At 65.6% G+C, this 19,378-nt stretch carries 21 protein-coding genes; 7 read left to right on the forward strand and 14 right to left on the reverse strand.

Annotated features, from left to right (window positions below; all coding sequences use genetic code 11):
- Positions 1-62 precede the first annotated feature (62 nt).
- The 12 genes from KUV49_RS12855 to KUV49_RS12910 form a co-directional block, all read right to left on the reverse strand.
- Positions 63-1,283, reverse strand: coding sequence for a cysteine desulfurase (locus tag KUV49_RS12855; RefSeq protein ID WP_222450295.1), 1,221 nt, complete (start codon positions 1,281-1,283; stop codon positions 63-65).
- A gap of 1 nt (position 1,284) precedes the next feature.
- Positions 1,285-1,896, reverse strand: coding sequence for a Yip1 family protein (locus KUV49_RS12860; RefSeq protein WP_222450296.1), 612 nt, complete (start codon positions 1,894-1,896; stop codon positions 1,285-1,287).
- On the reverse strand, positions 1,893-2,378 hold the full coding sequence (locus KUV49_RS12865; RefSeq protein WP_222450297.1) for a YIP1 family protein: 486 nt from the start codon (positions 2,376-2,378) through the stop codon (positions 1,893-1,895). Before KUV49_RS12865 ends, KUV49_RS12860 begins: the two co-directional genes overlap by 4 nt.
- Entirely contained in the window at positions 2,378-3,664 is a 1,287-nt protein-coding gene (gene sufD, locus KUV49_RS12870) for a Fe-S cluster assembly protein SufD (protein WP_222450298.1), read from the reverse strand. Before sufD ends, KUV49_RS12865 begins: the two co-directional genes overlap by 1 nt.
- A complete protein-coding gene (gene sufC, locus KUV49_RS12875) occupies positions 3,665-4,420 on the reverse strand; it encodes a Fe-S cluster assembly ATPase SufC (protein WP_222450299.1) in 756 nt (251 codons plus the stop codon).
- Between the two features lie 30 nt (positions 4,421-4,450).
- A complete protein-coding gene (locus tag KUV49_RS12880; RefSeq protein WP_222450300.1) occupies positions 4,451-5,053 on the reverse strand; it encodes a hypothetical protein in 603 nt (200 codons plus the stop codon).
- A 1-nt stretch (position 5,054) separates the two neighbouring features.
- A complete protein-coding gene (locus tag KUV49_RS12885; RefSeq protein WP_222450301.1) occupies positions 5,055-5,369 on the reverse strand; it encodes a heavy metal-binding domain-containing protein in 315 nt (104 codons plus the stop codon).
- Positions 5,366-5,716 (reverse strand): hypothetical protein, encoded by a 351-nt coding sequence (locus tag KUV49_RS12890; RefSeq protein ID WP_222450302.1) that lies wholly within the window; start codon positions 5,714-5,716, stop codon positions 5,366-5,368. The genes KUV49_RS12885 and KUV49_RS12890 overlap by 4 nt, the downstream gene beginning before the upstream one ends.
- Before the next feature lie 102 nt (positions 5,717-5,818).
- Positions 5,819-6,136 (reverse strand): hypothetical protein, encoded by a 318-nt coding sequence (locus tag KUV49_RS12895; RefSeq protein WP_222450303.1) that lies wholly within the window; start codon positions 6,134-6,136, stop codon positions 5,819-5,821.
- Positions 6,133-7,653, reverse strand: a complete 1,521-nt coding sequence (sufB, locus tag KUV49_RS12900; RefSeq protein WP_152492513.1) for a Fe-S cluster assembly protein SufB — start codon at positions 7,651-7,653, stop codon at positions 6,133-6,135. Before sufB ends, KUV49_RS12895 begins: the two co-directional genes overlap by 4 nt.
- 25 nt (positions 7,654-7,678) lie before the next feature.
- Positions 7,679-8,698 (reverse strand): cysteine desulfurase family protein, encoded by a 1,020-nt coding sequence (locus KUV49_RS12905; RefSeq protein ID WP_222450304.1) that lies wholly within the window; start codon positions 8,696-8,698, stop codon positions 7,679-7,681.
- 130 nt (positions 8,699-8,828) lie between these two features.
- On the reverse strand, positions 8,829-9,290 hold the full coding sequence (locus KUV49_RS12910; RefSeq protein WP_222450305.1) for an Rrf2 family transcriptional regulator: 462 nt from the start codon (positions 9,288-9,290) through the stop codon (positions 8,829-8,831).
- 181 nt (positions 9,291-9,471) lie between these two features.
- Between KUV49_RS12910 and KUV49_RS12915 the strand changes: the two genes are divergently transcribed.
- The 4 genes from KUV49_RS12915 (at position 9,472) to KUV49_RS12930 (ending at position 12,874) form a co-directional block, all read left to right on the forward strand.
- A complete protein-coding gene (locus tag KUV49_RS12915) occupies positions 9,472-10,125 on the forward strand; it encodes an alpha/beta hydrolase (RefSeq protein ID WP_057789434.1) in 654 nt (217 codons plus the stop codon).
- Positions 10,126-10,131: 6 nt separating this feature from the next.
- Complete coding sequence (locus KUV49_RS12920; RefSeq protein ID WP_152492516.1) at positions 10,132-10,395, forward strand: hypothetical protein; 264 nt, start codon at positions 10,132-10,134, stop codon at positions 10,393-10,395.
- A 114-nt stretch (positions 10,396-10,509) separates the two neighbouring features.
- Positions 10,510-11,484: a quinone oxidoreductase family protein gene (locus KUV49_RS12925; protein WP_222450306.1), complete on the forward strand. Its 975-nt coding sequence runs from the start codon at positions 10,510-10,512 to the stop codon at positions 11,482-11,484.
- Positions 11,485-11,698: 214 nt separating this feature from the next.
- Positions 11,699-12,874 (forward strand): DUF2254 domain-containing protein, encoded by a 1,176-nt coding sequence (locus KUV49_RS12930; protein WP_222450307.1) that lies wholly within the window; start codon positions 11,699-11,701, stop codon positions 12,872-12,874.
- A 117-nt stretch (positions 12,875-12,991) separates the two neighbouring features.
- Here the strand turns inward: KUV49_RS12930 and mfd are convergent, their stop codons facing one another.
- Both mfd and KUV49_RS12940 read right to left on the reverse strand, forming a co-directional pair.
- Positions 12,992-16,438, reverse strand: a complete 3,447-nt coding sequence (gene mfd / locus KUV49_RS12935) for a transcription-repair coupling factor (RefSeq protein WP_222450308.1) — start codon at positions 16,436-16,438, stop codon at positions 12,992-12,994.
- Between the two features lie 10 nt (positions 16,439-16,448).
- Positions 16,449-17,006 carry a component of SufBCD complex gene (locus KUV49_RS12940; protein WP_261391197.1) on the reverse strand — a complete coding sequence of 186 codons (558 nt, stop codon included), beginning with the start codon at positions 17,004-17,006 and terminating at the stop codon, positions 16,449-16,451.
- Positions 17,007-17,116: 110 nt separating this feature from the next.
- Here KUV49_RS12940 and hemB point away from each other — a divergent pair, with 110 nt between their 5' ends.
- The 3 genes from hemB (at position 17,117) to KUV49_RS12955 (ending at position 19,365) form a co-directional block, all read left to right on the forward strand.
- Positions 17,117-18,115: a porphobilinogen synthase gene (gene hemB / locus KUV49_RS12945; protein WP_222450309.1), complete on the forward strand. Its 999-nt coding sequence runs from the start codon at positions 17,117-17,119 to the stop codon at positions 18,113-18,115.
- Positions 18,116-18,252: 137 nt separating this feature from the next.
- Entirely contained in the window at positions 18,253-18,813 is a 561-nt protein-coding gene (locus KUV49_RS12950) for a YSC84-related protein (protein WP_152492522.1), read from the forward strand.
- A gap of 96 nt (positions 18,814-18,909) precedes the next feature.
- The gene (locus KUV49_RS12955) at positions 18,910-19,365 is read left to right on the forward strand and encodes a hypothetical protein (protein ID WP_222450310.1); all 456 of its coding nucleotides are present in this window, start codon (positions 18,910-18,912) and stop codon (positions 19,363-19,365) included.
- The last annotated feature ends 13 nt before the right edge of the window (positions 19,366-19,378 follow it).

Raw genomic sequence — 19,378 nt, forward strand, 5'->3', positions numbered from 1 at the left:
CTCCTTGGTGTTCCGGCCATGGGTCGGCCCACCGGGAGGATCCGTTCAAACTTTTCCGGGCGTCAGGCGAAAAGTTCGTGCGCCAGTTCCAGCGCGTCGATGAGCGCGTCGACCTCGGCCTCGGTGTTGTAGAGGCCGAAGGAGGCCCGGCAGGTCGCCGTCAGCCCGATGTGATCCATCAGCGGACCGGCACAGTGATGTCCGGCGCGCACCGCGACGCCCTTCTTGTCGAGGATCGTCGAGATGTCATGGGCATGGGCCGCGCCGTCCAGCGTGAAGGAGAAAATCGCCGCCTTGTCCGGCGTCTGCCCCTGCACCTGCAACCAGTTGAGGCCCCCCAGGCGCCCCACCGCATAGTCGCGCAAGCGGTCCTCGTGGGCGGCGATATTCTCCATCCCCAGCCCCATCATGTAGTCCAGCGCCACGCCCAGCCCGATCGTCTGGACGATGCCGGGCGTGCCGGCCTCGAACTTCATCGGCGGGTCGGCATAGCTGACCGCGTCCCTGGAAACCTCGCGGATCATGTCGCCGCCACCCATGAAGGGGCGCATCTCGGCCAGCCGCTCCTTGCGCACGAAAATCGCGCCAGAGCCGGAGGGGCCGTAAAGCTTGTGGCCCGTGATGGCATAGAAATCGACACCGAGGTCATCGAGGTTGACCGGCATGTGCACCGCCGCCTGGCTGCCGTCGACCAGCACGGGCACACCCTTGGCATGGGCGGCCTCGGTGATCGTCTTGATGTCGACCTTGGTGCCCAGCACGTTCGACAGATGCGTGAGCGCCACCAGTTTCGTTTTCGGCCCGATCGCGTCGATCACCTTTTGCGGGTCCAGCGCGCCGGTGCTGTCGGTATCCACCCATTTCAGCGCCACCCCCTGACGTTCGCGCAGGAAATGCCAGGGCACGATGTTGGCGTGATGTTCCATCACGCTGAGCACGATTTCGTCGCCCGCTTCCATCCGGGGCATGGCCCAGCCATAGGCGACCATGTTGATCCCCTCGGTGGTGCCGGAATTCAGCACGATCTGGTCCTCGTCCGCGACGCCCAGGAACCGCGCGATGATGCCGCGCACGCCCTCGTATTTCTCGGTCGCAAGGTTCGACAGGTAATGCAGCCCGCGGTGAACATTGGCATATTCATGGCTATAGGCCCGCGTGATCGCGTCGATCACCACCTGCGGTTTCTGCGCGCTGGCGCCATTGTCGAGATAGACCAGCGGCTTGCCGTTCACCTCGCGCGACAGGATCGGAAAGTCGCGGCGGATCGCCTCGATATCGTACATCTCAGATAGCTCCTGTAAATCCGCCCGCGATGCCGCCGATGACGCCCATGATGATCGAAAGGCCGATCAGCACGCCGAAAATGGCGACGATCATCACGCCGAAAGCCTTCAGCGGGCTGTCGAAGGCGTGCGCCACGTCCAGCATGTTGGACACCGCCCACATCCACCACACGAGGAAGACCAGCAGTCCCAGCGACGACACGAAGGGGATGAAAAGGCCCAGAACGGTAAAGCCGGCCACCAGCACGAAGCTGACCGCCTGCAACAAGGTGACCACGGCCAGCACGTCGGGCACCGTGCCCCGGCCGCCAAGCGCGCGGCCGATCCAGAACAGCATGAAGACCGAAAAGACCGCCCGCGCCCATTGCATCCCAGCGAACAGCAGTGGCGAGCTGTAGACCGGCGACGCTTCCAGCATGCGTCCCAGGTCGCCCTCGGGCAGCGGCGCGGCCTGCACCAGCGCGGCGACCAGCGCAGAGGTCACGACCGAAATCAGCGACAGCGCGATCCACAGCGCCTGAACCGGCCACCTCAGGGCGATCACCTGCTCGGCGCCCATGCGCGGGTCGCGGATGGTCGTGGCGAAAAGGGGTTTCAGCACCGCCGCGTTCATGTCTGCCCCCATCCGGCTTCGCGCAGGTCGGACAGCCAGACCCACAGGAACGCCACAAGCCATATCGCGCCCACCGCCGTCAAGCCCGGTCCGGGGCCGATGAACCCCGCCACGAGGCCATGCAGCAGCTTGATCGGGCCGGCCACCAGCCACGCCCAGAACAGCGCCAGCCGCGTGGCATAGGTCGAGGCGCGCCCGCCCATCAGGCGCAGCACAAGCTGGCTGAGCGTGCCGATGGCGTAAAAGATCAGCGGCGCGATGAAGATCCAGCCCAGCAGCGCCCCGCCCAGCAGCGGGTTCAGCTCCTGCCCGGTCAGGTGCGCCTCGCGCGCCAGGCGCGGCCACTCGGACACGAAGAAGATCGCGCAGCCGGCCATCAGGATGGCCAGCGCACGCCCTTCATTCGCGCCCATCGCCAGCAGGCGACGGAACACCGTTCGCGGGCCGCGATAGGCGGCCACGATATCGGTGGTGACGGGCATCAGCCGCGCCGCCGCACCAGCCAGCCTTCGAGGCGTTCGACGATCCCGTCGCGCAGGCCCTCGTCCTCGATCTCTTCCACCGCCTCGGCCAGGAAGGCCAGCGTCAGAAGGTCGGTCGCGATGGGCTTCGGCACGCCGCGCGCGCGCAGGTAAAACAGCGCCTCCTCGTCGATCGCGCCCGAGGTCGAGCCGTGGGAACAGGCCACGTCGTCGGCGTAGATCTCCAGCTCCGGCTTGGCCAGGAACTCGCTGTCGCCATCCAGCAGCAGCGACTGGCTGATCTGGTAGCCGTCGGTCTTCTGCGCGCCCGCTTTCACCAGGATCTTGCCCTGGAAGACGCCGGTGGCGCCGTTGCGCAGGACCTTTTTGAAGACCTGTCGGCTTTCGCAATTCTCGGCGTCGTGGGTGATGAAGACGGTGTCGTCATGGTGAAAATCGCCGTCCCCCACGCAGGCGCCCGCAACATGCGCGATGGCATCGTCGCCGGTCAGTTCGATCACGCATTCGTTGCGCGTCAGCACGCCATTGGCGGTCATGGTGAAGGACTTGAACGCGCTTTCCCGTCCGAGCCGCGCAAAGATATGCGTGACGGCGCGGCGCTCGTGGTCGCGGCCTTGCGTGCGAACGTGATGGAACGCGGCGGTGTCGGCCACGTCGACCTCGATCACCTTGTTGAACCGCGCGGCGGCGGGGCCGTTTTCCAGCACGGTCAGTTCGGCGCCCGCGTCCAGCTTGATCACGTGGTGCAGGATCGCGTCCGAAACCTCTGATTCGTGGTGATAAATCAGGTTGATCGGCTTCGATGCCTTGCCCGTGACGTGGATCAGCACGCCATCGGTGGCAGCCGCCGTGTTGAGCGTCGCCAAGGGCCGCGCCACCGGCGTCTGGCCATTGGTTTCCAGCACGCCGTAAAGGTCCTTGGCCCAGTGGATATCGGCCTGTCCCGCCTCGGCCAGGCGGTCGATCTTCACACCTTCAAGGCTCAGGTCGTCGCTCGCGTCCGCGTCGAACACACCGTCGCGGAACACGATCTTCAGCCGCTCGACATCGTCGAACATCTCGGTCTCATCGCTTTCGAACACGGCGGCCTTCGGCGCCTCGGCGGCGACCAGCGTGTCGGGACGGGTGAACTTCCAGTATTCATCCCGCGCATGCGGCAGGCCCGCGGCCCGCAGCCGCGCCAGCGCATCCTCGCGCGGCGCTTTCGTCCAGCCCGACGCCTCGGGCAGGCTCAGCGCGGCAAGGCGCGCCTCGGTGGCGTCCTGTTTCGCTTGGGGCAAGGCCATTTACGCCACCTCCGCCTTGATGTCGGCATACCCGTTCTTCTCGACCTCGAGCGCCAGTTCCGGCCCGCCGGTCTTCACGATGCGGCCATCGGACATGATATGCACCACGTCGGGTTTGATGTGGTCCAAGAGGCGCTGGTAGTGGGTGATCACCAGGAACCCGCGGCCCGCGTCGCGCAGCGCGTTGACGCCCTGCGACACCAGCTTCATCGCGTCCACGTCGAGGCCGGAATCCGTCTCGTCCAAGATGCACATTTTCGGTTCAAGAACAGCCATTTGCAGGATCTCGTTGCGCTTCTTCTCACCGCCCGAGAAGCCCACGTTGACGGGCCGCTTCAGCATGTCGTTGCTCATCTCCAGCGTGGCGGCCTTCTCGCGCACCAGCTTGAGGAAATCCGCCGCGCTGATCTCGTCCTCGCCCCGCGCCTTGCGCTGCGCGTTGAGCGCGGTGCGCATGAAGGTCATGTTGCCCACGCCGGGGATCTCGACCGGGTACTGGAACGCCAGGAACAGCCCCGCCGCGGCGCGCTCTTCGGGTTCCATGTCCAGGATGTCCTCGCCTTCCAGCGTCGCCGTCCCGCCCGTGACCTCATAGCCGTCACGGCCCGACAGAACATAGCTCAGCGTCGACTTGCCAGAGCCGTTCGGCCCCATGATCGCGTGCACCTTGCCCGCCTCGACGGTCAGGTCGACACCTTTCAGGATGGTCTTGTCCTCGTCTTCAAGATCGACCTTCAGGCCCTTGATCTCCAACATCTTTCTCTCCTTTTTCCAGTCGCTGTCCCCTCAGGGGCGCAGCATCATCTCGATCACGTTCAACAGCTCGGTGCGCGGCAGGGTCAGCGGCTCCACCTCGAACCCCGCCAAGCGCCCCGTCATCTGCGGGGCACCAATGAATTTCTCGACCACGTGGTACTGCCTGCGCCGCTTGTAGTCGTCGACGAACAGCTGCACCGGCCGCTCGGTGCGCAGCGCCGTGGCCAGGACGCATCCCGTGCGGAACCGGCCATCCACCAGCACCACGTCGGGCTGGCGGAACTCGGGCAGGTCCCAGACCTCCAGCGGATAGCGCGGATAGCGCATGTACTGCTCCGCGTCGGTCGGATAGCCCCACTCTTTCGTCGGGCCTATGTCGGACCAGATCACGTCCACCTCGGTGTCTTTGGCGGGCGCGTTCTCCTCGAACCAGCCGCGCATCATCAGCGCCCACTCCTTGTCGCTCTCCACCGAGAAGACCCGCTTGCCCGGCATCTCGCCCGCCATCACGGTCGACCCGCCCGACCCGTATTCCAGGATCACGCCGGCCCCCGCGTAGGCCGCGCGCAGCACCTCCGCCTCGGCCTCCGGCAGCGTCAGCTCGGGCCGCGATATGGTGGCGGTCGGAGTCATGTCAGTCCAGCACCACCGCCGTCCCGCTGGCCGAGACCATCAGCATGGAATCCGCCACAACCTCGTAGTCCAGATCGACGCCCACCACGGCATTCGCGCCCGCCGCCTTGGCCCGCTCCTCAAGCTCGCGCATGGCGGTGTCGCGGGCATCCTGCAACTTGGTCTCGTAGGCGCCCGAGCGGCCGCCGACGATATCCGTCACCTGGGCGAAGAAATCGCGAAAGACATTGGCCCCCATGATCGCCTCGCCCACCACGATGCCGCGGTAGTCGATGATCTTGCGCCCTTCGATGCTTTGCGTCGTCGTGATGATCATTTTCTCACCTTCGGAATTTTGGATTCTGCCCGAAGCATCCGGTCGATGCCCTTTTGCGTTTCCGCTTCGCGCATGGCGCGATACGCGTCCTGCGCCTTCCGCGTCGCCGAACTTTGCAGGCCTCGTATCCAGACGCCGACCGCGATCCCGCCGACGGTCGCCACGAAAAGCGTCAGGAAGATCTTCCAGTACAGCGGCAGCCAGGCGATCTCGACAGCGGAGAACGTCACCATACCGGCCAAGCACAGGGCTGCGAACGTCCACACCCCTTCGCGCCCCCCGCCCGTATGCCCGGGATGGTGGATGTCACGCAGCATCGCGTCGTCCCGATCGAACCCGCTGAACATCAGCCCACCGTCCTTCCGACCATGGTCGCGCCGCCCGGCATGGCGCCGCTGCCGGCGTCGATCTTGCGCCCTTCGATGCTGTGCGTGGTCGTGTCGAACATTCTATCGTTTCGCCTTGCCGTTCGAGGCCGCGCGCGCCTCCTGCAAAAGTCCTGCCACGCGCACGCTCAGCCACCCCCAGATCATGAACAGGACCAGCCCCATGCCAAGTTCGGCCAGTTCTGCCTGACCGGGCCGGATCCAGCCGCTTTCGACCGCCTGCAGCGCGATCTCGTCATGGCTCATCGCCAGGACGAACACCAGGAAATGGCCAAGCAGCAGCATGGTAAAGGTCCGGGTGCCGGACCGCAGGCGCCCCGAATGGCCAAGCCTCGGCAGCCGGCTCCGGGTCGCCTCGGGTGTCCGGCACCCTTCGGTCATCCCACGCTGCCTTCCAGCGAGATCGCCACCAGTTGCTGCGCTTCCATGGCGAACTCCATCGGCAGGGCCTGAAGCACGTCCTTGCAGAACCCGTTCACCACCAGCGCCACGGCCTCTTCCTCGTCCATGCCGCGCTGGCGGCAATAGAACAGCTGGTCATCATCGACCTTCGACGTGGTCGCCTCGTGCTCCACCCGGGACGAGTTGTTCTTGACCTCGATATACGGCACCGTGTGGGCCCCGCATTCCGAGCCAATGAGCAGGCTGTCGCACTGGGTGTAGTTCCGGCTGTCCTTGGCCTTGGGGTGCATCGACACAAGGCCCCGATAGGTATTCTGCGCATGCCCCGCGCTGATGCCTTTGGACACGATCCGGCTCTTGGTGTTCTTGCCAAGGTGGATCATCTTCGTGCCGGTATCGGCCTGCTGCCAGTTGTTGGTGATGGCGATGGAATAGAACTCGCCCTGGCTTTCATTGCCGCGCAGGATGCAGCTGGGATATTTCCACGTCACGGCCGAGCCGGTTTCCACCTGCGTCCACATCACCTTGGCCCGGTCGCCGCGGCAATCGGCGCGCTTGGTGACGAAGTTGTAGATGCCGCCCTTGCCGTCCTCGTCGCCGGGGAACCAGTTCTGCACGGTGGAATACTTCACCTCGGCGTCTTCCTCGACGACGATCTCCACGACAGCCGCGTGCAGCTGGCTGGTGTCGCGCTGCGGCGCGGTGCAGCCTTCGAGGTAGCTGACGTAAGAGCCCTTGTCGGCGATGATCAGCGTCCGCTCGAACTGGCCGGTATTCTCGGCGTTGATGCGGAAATAGGTGCTCAGCTCCATCGGGCAGCGCACGCCCGGCGGCACGTAGACGAACGACCCGTCCGAAAAGACCGCCGAGTTGAGCGTGGCGTAGAAGTTGTCGCTCACCGGCACCACGGACCCGAGATATTTCTTCACCAGCTCGGGATGCTCGCGAATGGCCTCGGAGATCGAGCAGAAGATCACGCCGGCCTTCTCCAGCTCCTTCTGGAAGGTCGTCCCGACGGACACAGAGTCGAACACCGCGTCCACGGCCACCTTGCGGCCCTCCGCAGGCGCCTCCTCGGCCCCTTCGACCCCGGCCAGGATCATCTGTTCCTTCAGCGGAATGCCCAGCTTCTCGTAGGTCTCCAGCAGCTTGGGGTCGACCTCGTCCAGCGACTTGGGCTTCTGCTCCATGCTCTTGGGCCGGGCATAGTAATACTGGTTCTGAAAGTCGATCTCGGGATAATCGACCATCGCCCAGTCCGGCTCTTCCTTCTGCAGCCAGCGTTCGTAGGCCTGAAGACGCCACTCGGTCATCCACTCCGGCTCGCCGTTCTTTTCCGAGATCAGCTTGACGATCTCCGGCGTCAAGCCCTTGGGCGCGTATTCCATCTCGATGTCGGTTTCCCAGCCGTATTTATACGTGCTGATGTCGCGCACCGCATCGACCGTTTCCTTGTCGACGCCTTCCTTGACTTGGGTTTCGTCCAGTGCCGCCATTGGGCCACCTCCTCGGTTTTATCTCTCACGCCGCGCGGGCGCGGAACTTTTCATGCTGTTTCGCCCAGGCTCGGGCAAAGGCCAGCACCTCGTCTTCCGTTGTCGCGGGACCCATCGAGACCCGGACGGCGCTCTGCGCCTCCACCTCGTCGAACCCCATCGCCGCCAGCACCCGGCTGGCCTTGACCTTCCCGCTGGAACAGGCCGATCCGGCCGATATGGCGAAGCCTGCCAAGTCCATCGCCATCACCTGCGTCTCGCCCTTCCAGCCGGGCGTGATGAAGCAGGACGTGTTCGGCAGCCTTTCTTCGGATTTCCCGACAAAAATAGTCGCTGGGGAGGATTCCTCAATAGCGTTTTCTAGAATCCTTCTAAGTTTTTTCACCCGCTCCCACGCGCCATCCTCCAGATCGCGCTGCGCCGCGTCGACCGCCGCGCCGAAGCCCGCGATGCCGATGATGTTCTCCGTGCCCGACCGGCGGCCCATCTCCTGCCCGCCGCCAGGGCTGAGCGCCGGGATGTCCACGCCCTGTTTCACGATCAGCGCACCGATACCCTTGGGCCCGCCCAGCTTGTGCGCCGACATCACGGCCAGGTCCGCCCCGGACCAGGCGAAGGAAAACGGCAGGCGGCCCACCGCCTGCGTGATATCCAGAAGCAGCAGGTCCCCGCCGGTCTCGGGCTGCGTCACCACCCCGGTCTCGGAATTGGCCAGCCCCATGGCGCGCACCATTGGCTCATCCTGACCCGGCGCGTGATGCGCCCAGAGCGCGTCATGCGCGGTCGCCTGCACCTCCACGCCGTCGAAGCCCGCCAGAACGCCCGCCGCCTCGGTCGCGCCCGAGGTGAACACCACCTCCTGCGGCTTGCAGCCCACCGCGGCGGCCACCTGCCCCCGCGCCCGCTCCACCAGCGCCTTGGCGGCGCGCCCCTCGCCATGCACCGAGGACGGGTTGCCGACCACATCCATCGCCGCGACCATCGCCTCCCGCGCCTCGGCCCGCAAAGGCGCGGTCGCGTTGTAGTCGAGGTAGACCCGGCTCAAACCCGGCCTCCCTTCCTCTGGCCAAAAATATCCCGGGGGGAGCGGCGAACCCACAGGTTCGCCGTTGGGGGCAGAGCCCCCGCCCTCCGCGACGCCGCAGGCGGCGCAAGACCTGTCGCCGCAGGCGTCCTCATTCCTCGTCCACCACGGCGAACAACGACGGCACCGCGGGGCACGGCGCCAGCGAATTGCCCACCACGTCGCTCAGCCGGGTCTGGTGCAGGAACACGTAGACCTGCGCGCTCAGACCCTCCCACAAGCGGTTGGTCATGCTCTGCGCCCGCGAGCCGCTCGTCGCCCCCGACGCGCCCGCGCCCTTGTGCATCGCATCGATGGTCTCGTCCACCGCGGCCAGGATATCCACCGCCCGGATCTCGGACGCCGGCCGCGCCAGCTTGTAGCCTCCGCCGGGCCCGCGCACCGAACTCACCAGCTCGGCGCGGCGCAACTTGACGAAGAGCTGTTCCAGGTAGGGCAGCGAGATGCTCTGCCGCGCCGAGATGTCGCTGAGCGTCACCAGACCGTCCTTCTGCTGCAACGCGATATCGACCAGCGCGACCATCGCGTAGCGTCCCTTGGTGCTGAGTTTCATCGTCTCCCCCAAATACCCGGCGAGTCAGTGGCTTGGCGGGCGGGGAAATGATTGACCTTGCCCCATCAACCCCCTATCTCGCGTGAAGCCGCAGAATCCATTCGGTTGTTTAGAATAGTTCTAAGGTGCTTGATCAATTCCGTCAAGAATTGACCGGCACCCGAAATGCAAGGGGACACGCATGCCCGAGGTCATCTTTCCCGGCCCCGAGGGCCGCCTGGAAGGCCGCTACCACCCGCAACGAGAGCGCGACGCGCCCATCGCCATCATCCTGCACCCGCACCCGCAATTCGGGGGCACGATGAACAACAAGGTGGTCTACAACCTGCACTACGCGTTCCACAAGCTGGGCTTTACCGTCCTGCGCTTCAACTTCCGGGGCGTGGGCCGCAGCCAGGGCGAGTACGACCAGGGCGTGGGCGAGCTTTCCGATGCCGCCTCGGCGCTCGACTACCTCCAGTCGATGAACGCCAACTCGAAACATTGCTGGGTCGCGGGCTTTTCCTTCGGCGCCTGGATCGGGATGCAGCTCTTGATGCGCCGCCCCGAGATCACCGGCTTCGTCTCGGTGTCGCCGCCGGCCAACATGTACGACTTCTCGTTCCTGGCGCCCTGCCCGTCCTCGGGCCTGATCATCAACGGCAGCGCCGACCGCGTCGCGCCGCCCGCCGATACGCAGGCCCTCGTGGGCAAGTTGCATGAACAGCAGGGCATCACCATCACCCACGAACAGATCGAGGGCTCGGGGCACTTCTTCGAGGAGCCGCACATGGAGACGATGATCGGCACCGTCTCCGATTACGTCAAACGCCGCCTCACCGAGACCACGAGGTAACGGCCCATGGGCGTGACCGAGGATCTGGCCGACGAACTGGCGCTGAAGGTCATCAAGTATGTCGATGCCTCCGGCGACGACGGCGTGATCTCGGAAATCGTCGGCATCCTCGGTGCCACCTCGCAATCCGCCGAAGAGGCGTTCCTGACCTCGATGCGGGTGCGCCGCGCCAACATGGCGGCGCGCGCGCACCTGCTGAACCGGGTCAGGAAGTTCCAGGAACAGCAGGGCACGGAGGGCGGCGCGGCCAAGGACGCGCCCGAAACCTGACGGCGATCGCATTTCGCACGGGCGATCCGTGCCAAGCGGGCTAGGTGCCCGTCCAGACATGTGCGGCGCCGGGCCCTCGCCCCGCGCACGACAACCAAGCAGGGAGACACCATCATGGCACGCACCATCATCATCGAAGAGTTCGGCGGACCGGAGAACCTCAAGCTCGTTGACCGCGAGGTCGGCGACCCCGGCCCCGGCGAGGTGCGCATCGCCCATGTCGCCTGCGGGCTGAACTTCATCGACGTCTACCAGCGCACCGGGCTTTACCCGCTGGAGCTGCCCCATGCGCTGGGAATGGAAGCGTCGGGCATCGTCGAGGCGGTGGGCGAAGGTGTCACCCACCTGCAACCGGGCCAGAAGGCCGCCTATGCCGCCACCCCGCCCGGGGCCTATTCCGAGGCCCGCGTCATGCCCGCCGCACAGGTCTGCCCCCTGCCCGACGACATCCCGTTCGAGGATGCCGCCTCGATCATGCTTCAGGGCATGACGGTCGAGTATCTCTTTCACCGGGTCTGGCCCCTGAAAAAGGGCGACACGGTGCTGTTTCACGCCGCCGCCGGGGGCGTGGGCCTTCTGGCCTGCCAATGGGCGCGCTCCGAGGGGATCACGCTGATCGGCACCGCCGGCACGGACGAGAAATGCAAGATGGCGGTCGACAACGGCGCCTCGGCCTGCATCAACTACCGCACCGAAGATTTCGTCGAAGAGGTCGGGAAACTGACCGACGACAAGGGCGTCGACGTGGTGATGGACGGGGTCGGCAAGGACACGTTCGACCGCTCGCTCGACTGCCTCAAGCCCCTGGGCATGATGATGTCCTTCGGCAACGCCTCCGGCCCGGTCGAGCCCGTCAGCCTGCTGACCCTGGCGCAGAAAGGCTCGCTGAAGCTCACGCGCACGACGCTGTTCACCTTCCTGGCGGACCACGAACGCTGCCAGGAAATGGCGCGGCACCTCTTCTCGAAGGTGCAGTCCGGCGACGTGAAGGTGAATATCGGCCAGACCTGGAAACTGGAGGAGATCGCCGAGGCGCATCGCGCACTCGAGGCGCGCGAAACCACCGGCTCGACCATCCTCACGCTTTGATCACGATTGCGGGAACTTTCCTTGGCGTGGAGCAGTTGAGCGACTGCACGCCAAAGCGGGCACGCCAATTGTGCCCGCCCGGCAAATCGGAGAAGAAGACCCATGAACAACATCATCTATATCGTCGGCCTCATCGTCATCGTCGTTGCCATTCTTTCCTTCATCGGCATCGGGTGAACGAGGCCCCGGGGTCCGACCTCCAGGGAAGAACTGAATGAACAAACGGGCGCTTTTGCTCAAACTGGCGCAGGACATGCGCGCCAGCTACTGGTTCATTCCGGCCAACATGGTGTTGTTCGCGATCGTTCTGGCCTACGGTTCGGAATGGCTCGACCACAATGCCGAGATCCTTCCGTTCCAATTCCCCGAGTCCCTTATAGATACCCAGGTCGAGGGCGCGCGCAGCACGCTCTCGACCATCGCCACTTCGGTGATCGGTGTCACCGGCGTGATGTTTTCCATGACCATCGTCGCGGTCTCCTTCGCCGCCGGCAATTACGGCCCGCGCCTGATCGGGAATTTCATGCGCAACCGGGGCAACCAGATCAGCCTCGGCATCCTGATCGCCACCTTCGTCTATGCCCTGCTGATCCTGCGCGCCGTGCAGGACCCCTCCGAGACCGCCGAGATCGAAGCCTTCGTGCCGCAGTTTTCCATGCTTCTGGCGATGCTGGGCTGCATCATCGCGGTCTTCACCATGATCTATTTCGTCCACCACGTGCCTGAAACGATCAACGTGGGCAACATCACCGCCGGCCTGGGCCAGCGGCTGGAATCCGAGATCAAGGCCATCATCGACGCCGAGGACGCCCGCGACAAGCGCCGCGAGGTGACCTATCCCGACCGCGACCCGGACCACCGGATCACCCTGAACGCCGCCGGATATATCCGTACTCTGAACTACCAGCAGGTCGAAAAGCTGACCGACCGCGACGACTGGCTCCTGCGGATCGAACAGCAGCCGGGCGATTTCGTCAGTTCCTTCACGCCGGTGATGTCGGTCTGGTCACACGAGGCGCTGTCGAACGACGATATCGCCGAGCTGCGCGACTGCTACGCGCTCGGCACCAGCAAGACCGAGCACCAGAACGTGCTCTTTCTCGTCGACGAACTGGTCGAGGTCCTGGCCCGCGCGCTCTCGCCCGGCGTCAACGATCCGTTCACCGCGATCAACTGCCTCAACTGGATGCAAAACGCGCTATCGGTGGCGCGGCACCATGGCGAGGGGCTGGGAGAGGACGGCGCCGGCAAGCACGCGCTGGGGCCCCGCCTGACCTATGACACCCTGTTCGAGCGCAGTTTTCTGGCCTCGAAGCCCTATACCGACACCGACGAACTGACCAAGGCGCATTACCACAAGCTGGTGGCGGAGTTGAAACGGTCGCAGTGAGCGCCGCGCGATTGCCAGACCGCGGGGTCGCGACCCGTCGGTTGTTCAGCGCACTTTATCGCAGCCACATCCGCAAAACCTCAGATCAAGGCGGTGACGTCACCCAATCGCCAGCAATCACCCCTTCCGGCCTTCCTTCACCTTCTCCGCCAGATCACGCGCAATGGCAAACGCCCCCTTGATCTTGTCGGCGTCGGATTTCCAGCTGCGTTTGACCACGATCTTGTTGTCCTTGACCTTGGCCAGCCCCTTCTGGTCCTTGATGAAATCGACCAGCCCCTGAGGATTGGAAAACTTGTCGTTGTGGAACTGGATCGTCGCGCCCCTCGGCCCGCCATCCAGCTTGGCGATCCCGGCGCGTTTGCACATCGCCTTGATCCGCACGACCAGCATCAGCGTGTTCACCTCGCGCGGCAGCTTGCCGAAGCGGTCGATCAGCTCGGCGGCGAAGCCTTCCAGTTCGACCTTGGTCGCCAAGCCACTGAGACGACGGTACAATCCCAAGCGCACGTCCAGGTCGGGCACATACTCCTCGGGGATCAGCACCGGCACGCCTAGGTTGATCTGCGGCGCCCATTGCTCGTCGGCCTCGCTCAGCCCCTCCAGCTGCCCCGACTTGATCTTGGCAATCGCCTCTTCCAGCATCGACTGGTAGAGCTCGTAGCCTACGTCGCGCATCTGGCCCGACTGTTCCTCGCCCAGAAGGTTCCCCGCCCCGCGAATGTCCAGATCCTGGCTGGCCAGCGTGAACCCCGCCCCCAGCTGATCCAGACTGCCCAGCACCCGCAACCGCTTCTCGGCCGCCGGCGTCAGGCGCATCCTCGGCTTCGTCGTCAGGTAGGCATAGGCCCGCGTCTTGGCCCGCCCGACGCGGCCCCGGATCTGGTAGAGCTGCGACAGCCCGAACATGTCGGCGCGGTGCACCACCATCGTGTTGGCGGTGGGAATATCCAGCCCCGACTCGACAATCGTGGTGGCCAGCAGCACGTCGTACTTGCCGTCGTAGAACGCGTTCATGCGCTCATCCAGCTCCTTGGCCGCCATCTGGCCATGCGCCACCACGAAACTGACCTCGGGCACCTGGCTGCGCAGGAAATCCTCGATCTCGGCGATGTCGCTGATCCGCGGCACCACGTAGAAGCTTTGCCCGCCCCGGTAATGCTCGCGCAACAGCGCCTCGCGGATCGTCACCGTGTCGAACTCGCTGACATAGGTGCGGATCGACAGCCGGTCGATGGGCGGCGTCCCGATGATGCTCAGGTCCCGCACGCCACTGAGGCTCAACTGCAACGTCCGCGGGATCGGCGTCGCCGTCAGGGTCAGCACATGCACTTCCGAGCGCAGGGATTTCAGCCGCTCCTTGTGGGTCACGCCGAACCGCTGTTCCTCGTCGATCACCAGCAGGCCAAGGTTCTTGAACCGGATGTTCTTGGCCAGCAATGCATGCGTGCCCACCACGATATCCACCGTGCCATCGGCCAGCCCCGCACGCGTCCTGGTGGCCTGGCTCGCAGGCACGAAGCGCGACAAGGGCGCCACCGACACCGGAAAGCCGCGAAACCTCTCGGCAAAGCTCTGGTAATGCTGCCGCGCCAGCAGGGTCGTCGGCGCGATCACCGCCACCTGCATCCCGGACATGGCGGCGATGAAGGCCGCGCGCATCGCCACCTCGGTCTTGCCAAACCCCACGTCGCCGCAGATCAGCCGGTCCATCGGCGTGCCGCTGTCCAGATCGGCCACAACGTCCTCGATGGCGCGCAGCTGGTCGTCCGTCTCCTGGTACGGGAACCGGGCCGAGAACGCCTCCCACGCGTGATGCTCGGGCTCCAGCACCGGCGCCTTGCGCAGCGCGCGTTCGGCGGCGATCCGGATCAGGCGGTCGGCCATCTCGCGGATGCGCTCCTTCAGCTTGGCCTTCTTGGCCTGCCACGCGCCGCCGCCCAGCCGGTCCAAGAGGCCCTCTTCGTGGCCATAGCGGCTCAGCAGTTCGATATTCTCGACCGGCAAGTAAAGCTTTGACTGTTCGGCATATTCCAGCAGCAGGCATTCATGCGCCGCGCCCGCCGCGGTGACAACCTCCAGCCCCTTGTAACGGCCGATCCCGTGATCGACATGCACCACCAGGTCGCCGGGCGACAGGCTCTGCGCCTCGGTCAGGAAATTCTCGGCCCGCCGCCGTTTCTTGGGGGAGCGGATCAGGCGGTCGCCCAGAATGTCCTGCTCGGCGATCACCGTCAGGCCCGGCGCGGTAAAGCCGTGTTCCAGCCCCCAGACTGCCAGGTGCAGCCCACGCTTGCCGATGGACCCGGCGTTCTTCACCGTGACCGCGCCCAAGAGGCCCTCGTCTTCCAACAGCCCTTCCAGCCGCTCCCGCGCGCCCTCGGAATAGGACGCGACCAGCACCGGCCCCTCGGCCATGCGCGCGTCAATATGATCCTTCAGGACGCTGAAAAGGTTTATCTTTTCCTGTTGCCGCTCGGGGGCGAAGTTGCGCCCGATGCGCCCGCCCGCGTCGATCACCCCCGGCCCCGGTGCCTGTGGCAGCGGCGACAAGGCCAGCACGCGGCGGTCGCCAAGGGCAGCCCCCCAGGCGTCGTTGTCGAGATACAGCAGATCGGGCGCGATGGGCTTGTAGACGCTGTCCTCGCGGCCCTTCTGGGTCATGGCGTGCTTGCGGGCGTCATACTGGTCGGCAATCGACACCCACCGCGCCTCGCGCGCCGCTTCCACCTGGTCGTCCAGGCTGACCGGCGCGCCGGGGATATAGTCGAACAGCGTCTCCAGCCGCTCGTGGAACAGCGGCAGCCAATGCTCCATCCCGGCCTGCTTGCGCCCGGCGCTGACGGCTTCGTATAGCGGGTCGTCACTGCCCGCCGCACCGAACTCGATCCGGTAATTCTGCCGAAAGCGCGTGATCGCGGCCTCGTCCAAGATGACTTCGCTCACCGGCGCCAGCTCGATCCGGTCCAGCTTTTCGGTCGTGCGCTGCGTTGCCGGGTCGAACCGCCGCACGCCGTCCAGCACGTCGCCAAAGAGGTCCAGCCGCACCGGGCCGCTCTCGCCCGGCGGATAAATGTCGATGATGCCCCCGCGCACCGCATAATCGCCCGGCTCCATCACCGTGGGCGCCTGGGTAAAGCCCATGCGCACGAGGAAGGATTTCAGCGCCTCCTCGTCGATCTGGTAATCCACCTGCGCCGAGAACGCCGCCTCGCGCAGCACCTCGCGCGCGGGCACGCGCTGGGTGGCGGCATTCAGCGTCGTCAGCAGGATGAACCGCGACGGCCCGCCATGCACCAGCCCCGCGAGCGTGGCCATCCGCGTGGCGGCGATATCGGCATTGGGCGACACCCGGTCATAGGGCAGGCAATCCCAGCCGGGAAAGCGGATCACCGGCATCTCGGGCGCGAAAAAGCGCAGCGCCTCCTCCATCGCCGCCATCCGCTTGTCGTCGCGCGCGACATGGATCACGGGGCCCTCCGCGCGGGCGGCCTCGTCGAGGATCAGCTTCGCGTCGAAGCCTTCGGGCGCGCCGCCAACGGCGATACGGGTGCTGCCTGCCATGCCCGGCCCCTCAGCCGCCCAGCACGCCGGTCGACATGTTGACCAGCATACCCCACATCGCGGTCACCAGGATCGACAGGATGCCCACCAGCTGCGTGGCGATGCGGTGGTACTGCATGCGCTTGTAAAGCGCCGCGCCCACCAGCTCGTCCCGGGTGATGCGGTGCGCCGTGAAGACGGCCATCAGCGCCACCAGCGTCATCGGAAACCCCAGCAGAAACAGCGCCTGGCTGAACTCGTTGCCATAGACGAAGCCCAGCAGCACCAGCGACGTCAGAACGAAACAGATGAACCCGGCCATCAGCAGCCCGGTTTCGCGCGCGATGTAGAGGATGCGGTTGCAGTTGATCCGCACCATGTCGTGCAGGTCCACGACGCCCTGCTCGTCGCCCCCCCTGGCCCGCTGCACCATGTCCCACGGCACGCCCAGCACCCAGTGGCTGGTCGACGACCACAGCACGGCCAGCAGGATCCAGAACCACAGGTTGCTGAAGCTGCGCATGTCGATCAGCTCGAAAATCGTCTCGATCAGGTCCAATGCCGGTGCCTCGTTGCGTCGTTGCGCCATGCCGCGCTCTGTCCGGGCACCTCTTAGCGCCGCTCTGCGCCAATTCCTACCCTTGAGATGGCGGAATTTCCATGCCACTCAGAAGGCGCTGAAGAAAAAGGATGGCAACCATGCGTCCCACCCAAGGGCCCTTTCCCGTCACGCGCCTGCGGCGCACCCGCGCCACCCCGGCGATCCGCGCGCTGGTGGCGCAGAACACTCTGACCCCGGCCGACCTGATCTGGCCCGTGTTCGTGCGCGACGGCGACGGCGTCGAGGAGCCCGTGCCCTCCATGCCCGGCGTCCTGCGCCGCAGCGTCGACCGCGTGGTCGAGGCCGCCCGCGAGGCGCACGGCCTTGGCATTCCCGCGATCTGCCTCTTTCCCTATACCTCGGCCGAGAACCGCACCTCGGATTGCGCCGAGGCGTGGAACCCCGACAACCTTTCGAACCGCGCCACCCGCGCCATCAAGGACGCGGTGCCCGACATCGCCATCATGACCGACGTGGCGCTCGACCCCTATTCCGACACCGGCCATGACGGCTTTGTCGTGGACGGCGAGATCCTCAACGACGAAACCATCGAGGCGCTCGTGAAACAGGCCCTCAGCCAGGCCGCGGCGGGCGTCGACATCATCGGCCCGTCGGACATGATGGACGGCCGCATCGGCGCCCTGCGCGCGGCACTGGAATCCGAAGGCCACAAGAACACGCTCCTGCTCAGCTATGCCGCCAAATACGCCAGCGCGTTCTACGGCCCCTTCCGCGACGCGGTGGGCGCCTCGGGCGCGCTCAAGGGCGACAAGAAGACCTACCAGATGGACCCGGCCAATTCCGACGAGGCGCTGCGTTGCGTCGCCCGCGACCTTTCCGAGGGCGCCGACATGGTCATGGTCAAGCCCGGCCTGCCCTATCTCGATATCTGCCGCCGGGTGAAGGACACCTTCGGCGCGCCCACCTACGCCTACCAGGTGTCGGGCGAATACGCGATGATCCAGGCCGCCGCGCAGAACGGCTGGATCGACCACGACCGCGCCATGGTCGAAAGCCTGATGGCCTTCAAGCGCGCCGGCTGCGACGGGATTCTCACCTATTTCGCCCCCGCCGTGGCACGGATGCTGAACGGCTGACACAAGCGCGGGTTCTCGCTTATGCCCATGTGCACCACAATCTGTGGTGACACCGCCGGCGATAGCCCCTATACTCAGCCCCAGACCGGCAATTTTCAAAAGACCGGCCAACGATCAGGCAACGAACAGGCAGTATCATGAAAAACCTTTCCCGGCGAAGCTTCACGCTCGGCGCATTGGCCGCGTCCCCCCTTCTGGCCGCTTGCGGCAACGGGGTCGGCAGCGTCGGCTCGCAAAAGATCGACGCCCGCGTCAACTCGACGCTCAATTACCTTTACCAACGCTATCCCCAGACCCGCGACATCTCGAACAAGTCGGTGGGCCAGCTGGTCATGCCGCTGATCACCGAGGGCGGCTTCATCGTCGGCGGCGGCTATGGCCGGGGCGCCCTGCGCGTCGGCGGCGTCAGCGTCGATTACTATTCCGCCACCAAGGGCAGTGTCGGTCTGCAGATCGGGGCACAGCAATTCGCCCATGTCCTGTTCTTCATGACCGAGGATTCACTGGCCAACTTCCGCCGCGCCTCCGGCTGGGTCGCGGGCGCCGATATCGAATACGTCTTCTCGGACCAGGGCGAGAACCTGCGCGCCGACACCACCACCGCCAGCTCGCCGGTGCTTGCGGTGATCTTCGGCCAGGCCGGTGCGCTGATCGGCGCCTCGCTGGAAGGCATCAAGTACACCCGGATCATTCCCTGACGACCGCGCGGGGATTGAACCGCCCCGGGACGGCGACCGACCCATGAAGGGCGCGTGAACACCTCGCGCGCCCTTTGTCACGAAAGAGGTTGCCCCATGTCCCGTACCGCAGCACTTGCCGCCCTTGTCACCCTCTGCACCGCGGCCCATGCCGCCGCCTGCGCCCTGCCGCCGCCGGTCTGCGAGGTTGCGAACGGGCAGCGTGCCACGCTCGAACACGCCAGCGGCAGCACCGTTCTCTTCTCGCAGCTTGATCCCGACGCCACGGGATACCGGCCCACCTATGTTCTGGTCGATTGCTCCAAGCGGCAGGCCGTGGCCCTGGGGCACCTGCCGGAAGGGGCCGATGACGCGGCAAGCGAGACCCATTTCGAAGGCCGGATGGTGATGGATCGCGAAGTCTCGGCCGGCGCGCGCCCCCGGCTGGGCCAGGTGCATCGCCAGCTTCAGCGGATGGGCCTGCGCAGCAAACGCTTCACCCTTCTGAAATCCCATTGCGGCTGCACCCTGCCCGACCTTCCCCCGCCGCCCGCGAACTGTCCGACCTACTGACCGGGGCACGGGC

Origin of the sequence: Roseovarius atlanticus (assembly GCF_019802205.1) — a bacterium.
Classification (GTDB): domain Bacteria; phylum Pseudomonadota; class Alphaproteobacteria; order Rhodobacterales; family Rhodobacteraceae; genus Roseovarius; species Roseovarius atlanticus_A.

What these genes read in the sequence shown, in the direction of transcription:
- KUV49_RS12855 (WP_222450295.1), bottom strand. Translation starts at nt 1,283, where the DNA reads ATGTACGATATCGAGGCGATCCGCCGCGACTTTCCGATCCTGTCGCGC.
- KUV49_RS12860 (WP_222450296.1), bottom strand. Translation starts at nt 1,896, where the DNA reads ATGAACGCGGCGGTGCTGAAACCCCTTTTCGCCACGACCATCCGCGAC.
- KUV49_RS12865 (WP_222450297.1), bottom strand. Translation starts at nt 2,378, where the DNA reads ATGCCCGTCACCACCGATATCGTGGCCGCCTATCGCGGCCCGCGAACG.
- sufD (WP_222450298.1), bottom strand. Translation starts at nt 3,664, where the DNA reads ATGGCCTTGCCCCAAGCGAAACAGGACGCCACCGAGGCGCGCCTTGCC.
- sufC (WP_222450299.1), bottom strand. Translation starts at nt 4,420, where the DNA reads ATGTTGGAGATCAAGGGCCTGAAGGTCGATCTTGAAGACGAGGACAAG.
- KUV49_RS12880 (WP_222450300.1), bottom strand. Translation starts at nt 5,053, where the DNA reads ATGACTCCGACCGCCACCATATCGCGGCCCGAGCTGACGCTGCCGGAG.
- KUV49_RS12885 (WP_222450301.1), bottom strand. Translation starts at nt 5,369, where the DNA reads ATGATCATCACGACGACGCAAAGCATCGAAGGGCGCAAGATCATCGAC.
- KUV49_RS12890 (WP_222450302.1), bottom strand. Translation starts at nt 5,716, where the DNA reads ATGTTCAGCGGGTTCGATCGGGACGACGCGATGCTGCGTGACATCCAC.
- KUV49_RS12895 (WP_222450303.1), bottom strand. Translation starts at nt 6,136, where the DNA reads ATGACCGAAGGGTGCCGGACACCCGAGGCGACCCGGAGCCGGCTGCCG.
- sufB (WP_152492513.1), bottom strand. Translation starts at nt 7,653, where the DNA reads ATGGCGGCACTGGACGAAACCCAAGTCAAGGAAGGCGTCGACAAGGAA.
- KUV49_RS12910 (WP_222450305.1), bottom strand. Translation starts at nt 9,290, where the DNA reads ATGAAACTCAGCACCAAGGGACGCTACGCGATGGTCGCGCTGGTCGAT.
- KUV49_RS12915 (WP_057789434.1), top strand. Translation starts at nt 9,472, where the DNA reads ATGCCCGAGGTCATCTTTCCCGGCCCCGAGGGCCGCCTGGAAGGCCGC.
- KUV49_RS12920 (WP_152492516.1), top strand. Translation starts at nt 10,132, where the DNA reads ATGGGCGTGACCGAGGATCTGGCCGACGAACTGGCGCTGAAGGTCATC.
- KUV49_RS12925 (WP_222450306.1), top strand. Translation starts at nt 10,510, where the DNA reads ATGGCACGCACCATCATCATCGAAGAGTTCGGCGGACCGGAGAACCTC.
- KUV49_RS12930 (WP_222450307.1), top strand. Translation starts at nt 11,699, where the DNA reads ATGAACAAACGGGCGCTTTTGCTCAAACTGGCGCAGGACATGCGCGCC.
- mfd (WP_222450308.1), bottom strand. Translation starts at nt 16,438, where the DNA reads ATGGCAGGCAGCACCCGTATCGCCGTTGGCGGCGCGCCCGAAGGCTTC.
- KUV49_RS12940 (WP_261391197.1), bottom strand. Translation starts at nt 17,006, where the DNA reads ATGGCGCAACGACGCAACGAGGCACCGGCATTGGACCTGATCGAGACG.
- hemB (WP_222450309.1), top strand. Translation starts at nt 17,117, where the DNA reads ATGCGTCCCACCCAAGGGCCCTTTCCCGTCACGCGCCTGCGGCGCACC.
- KUV49_RS12950 (WP_152492522.1), top strand. Translation starts at nt 18,253, where the DNA reads ATGAAAAACCTTTCCCGGCGAAGCTTCACGCTCGGCGCATTGGCCGCG.
- KUV49_RS12955 (WP_222450310.1), top strand. Translation starts at nt 18,910, where the DNA reads ATGTCCCGTACCGCAGCACTTGCCGCCCTTGTCACCCTCTGCACCGCG.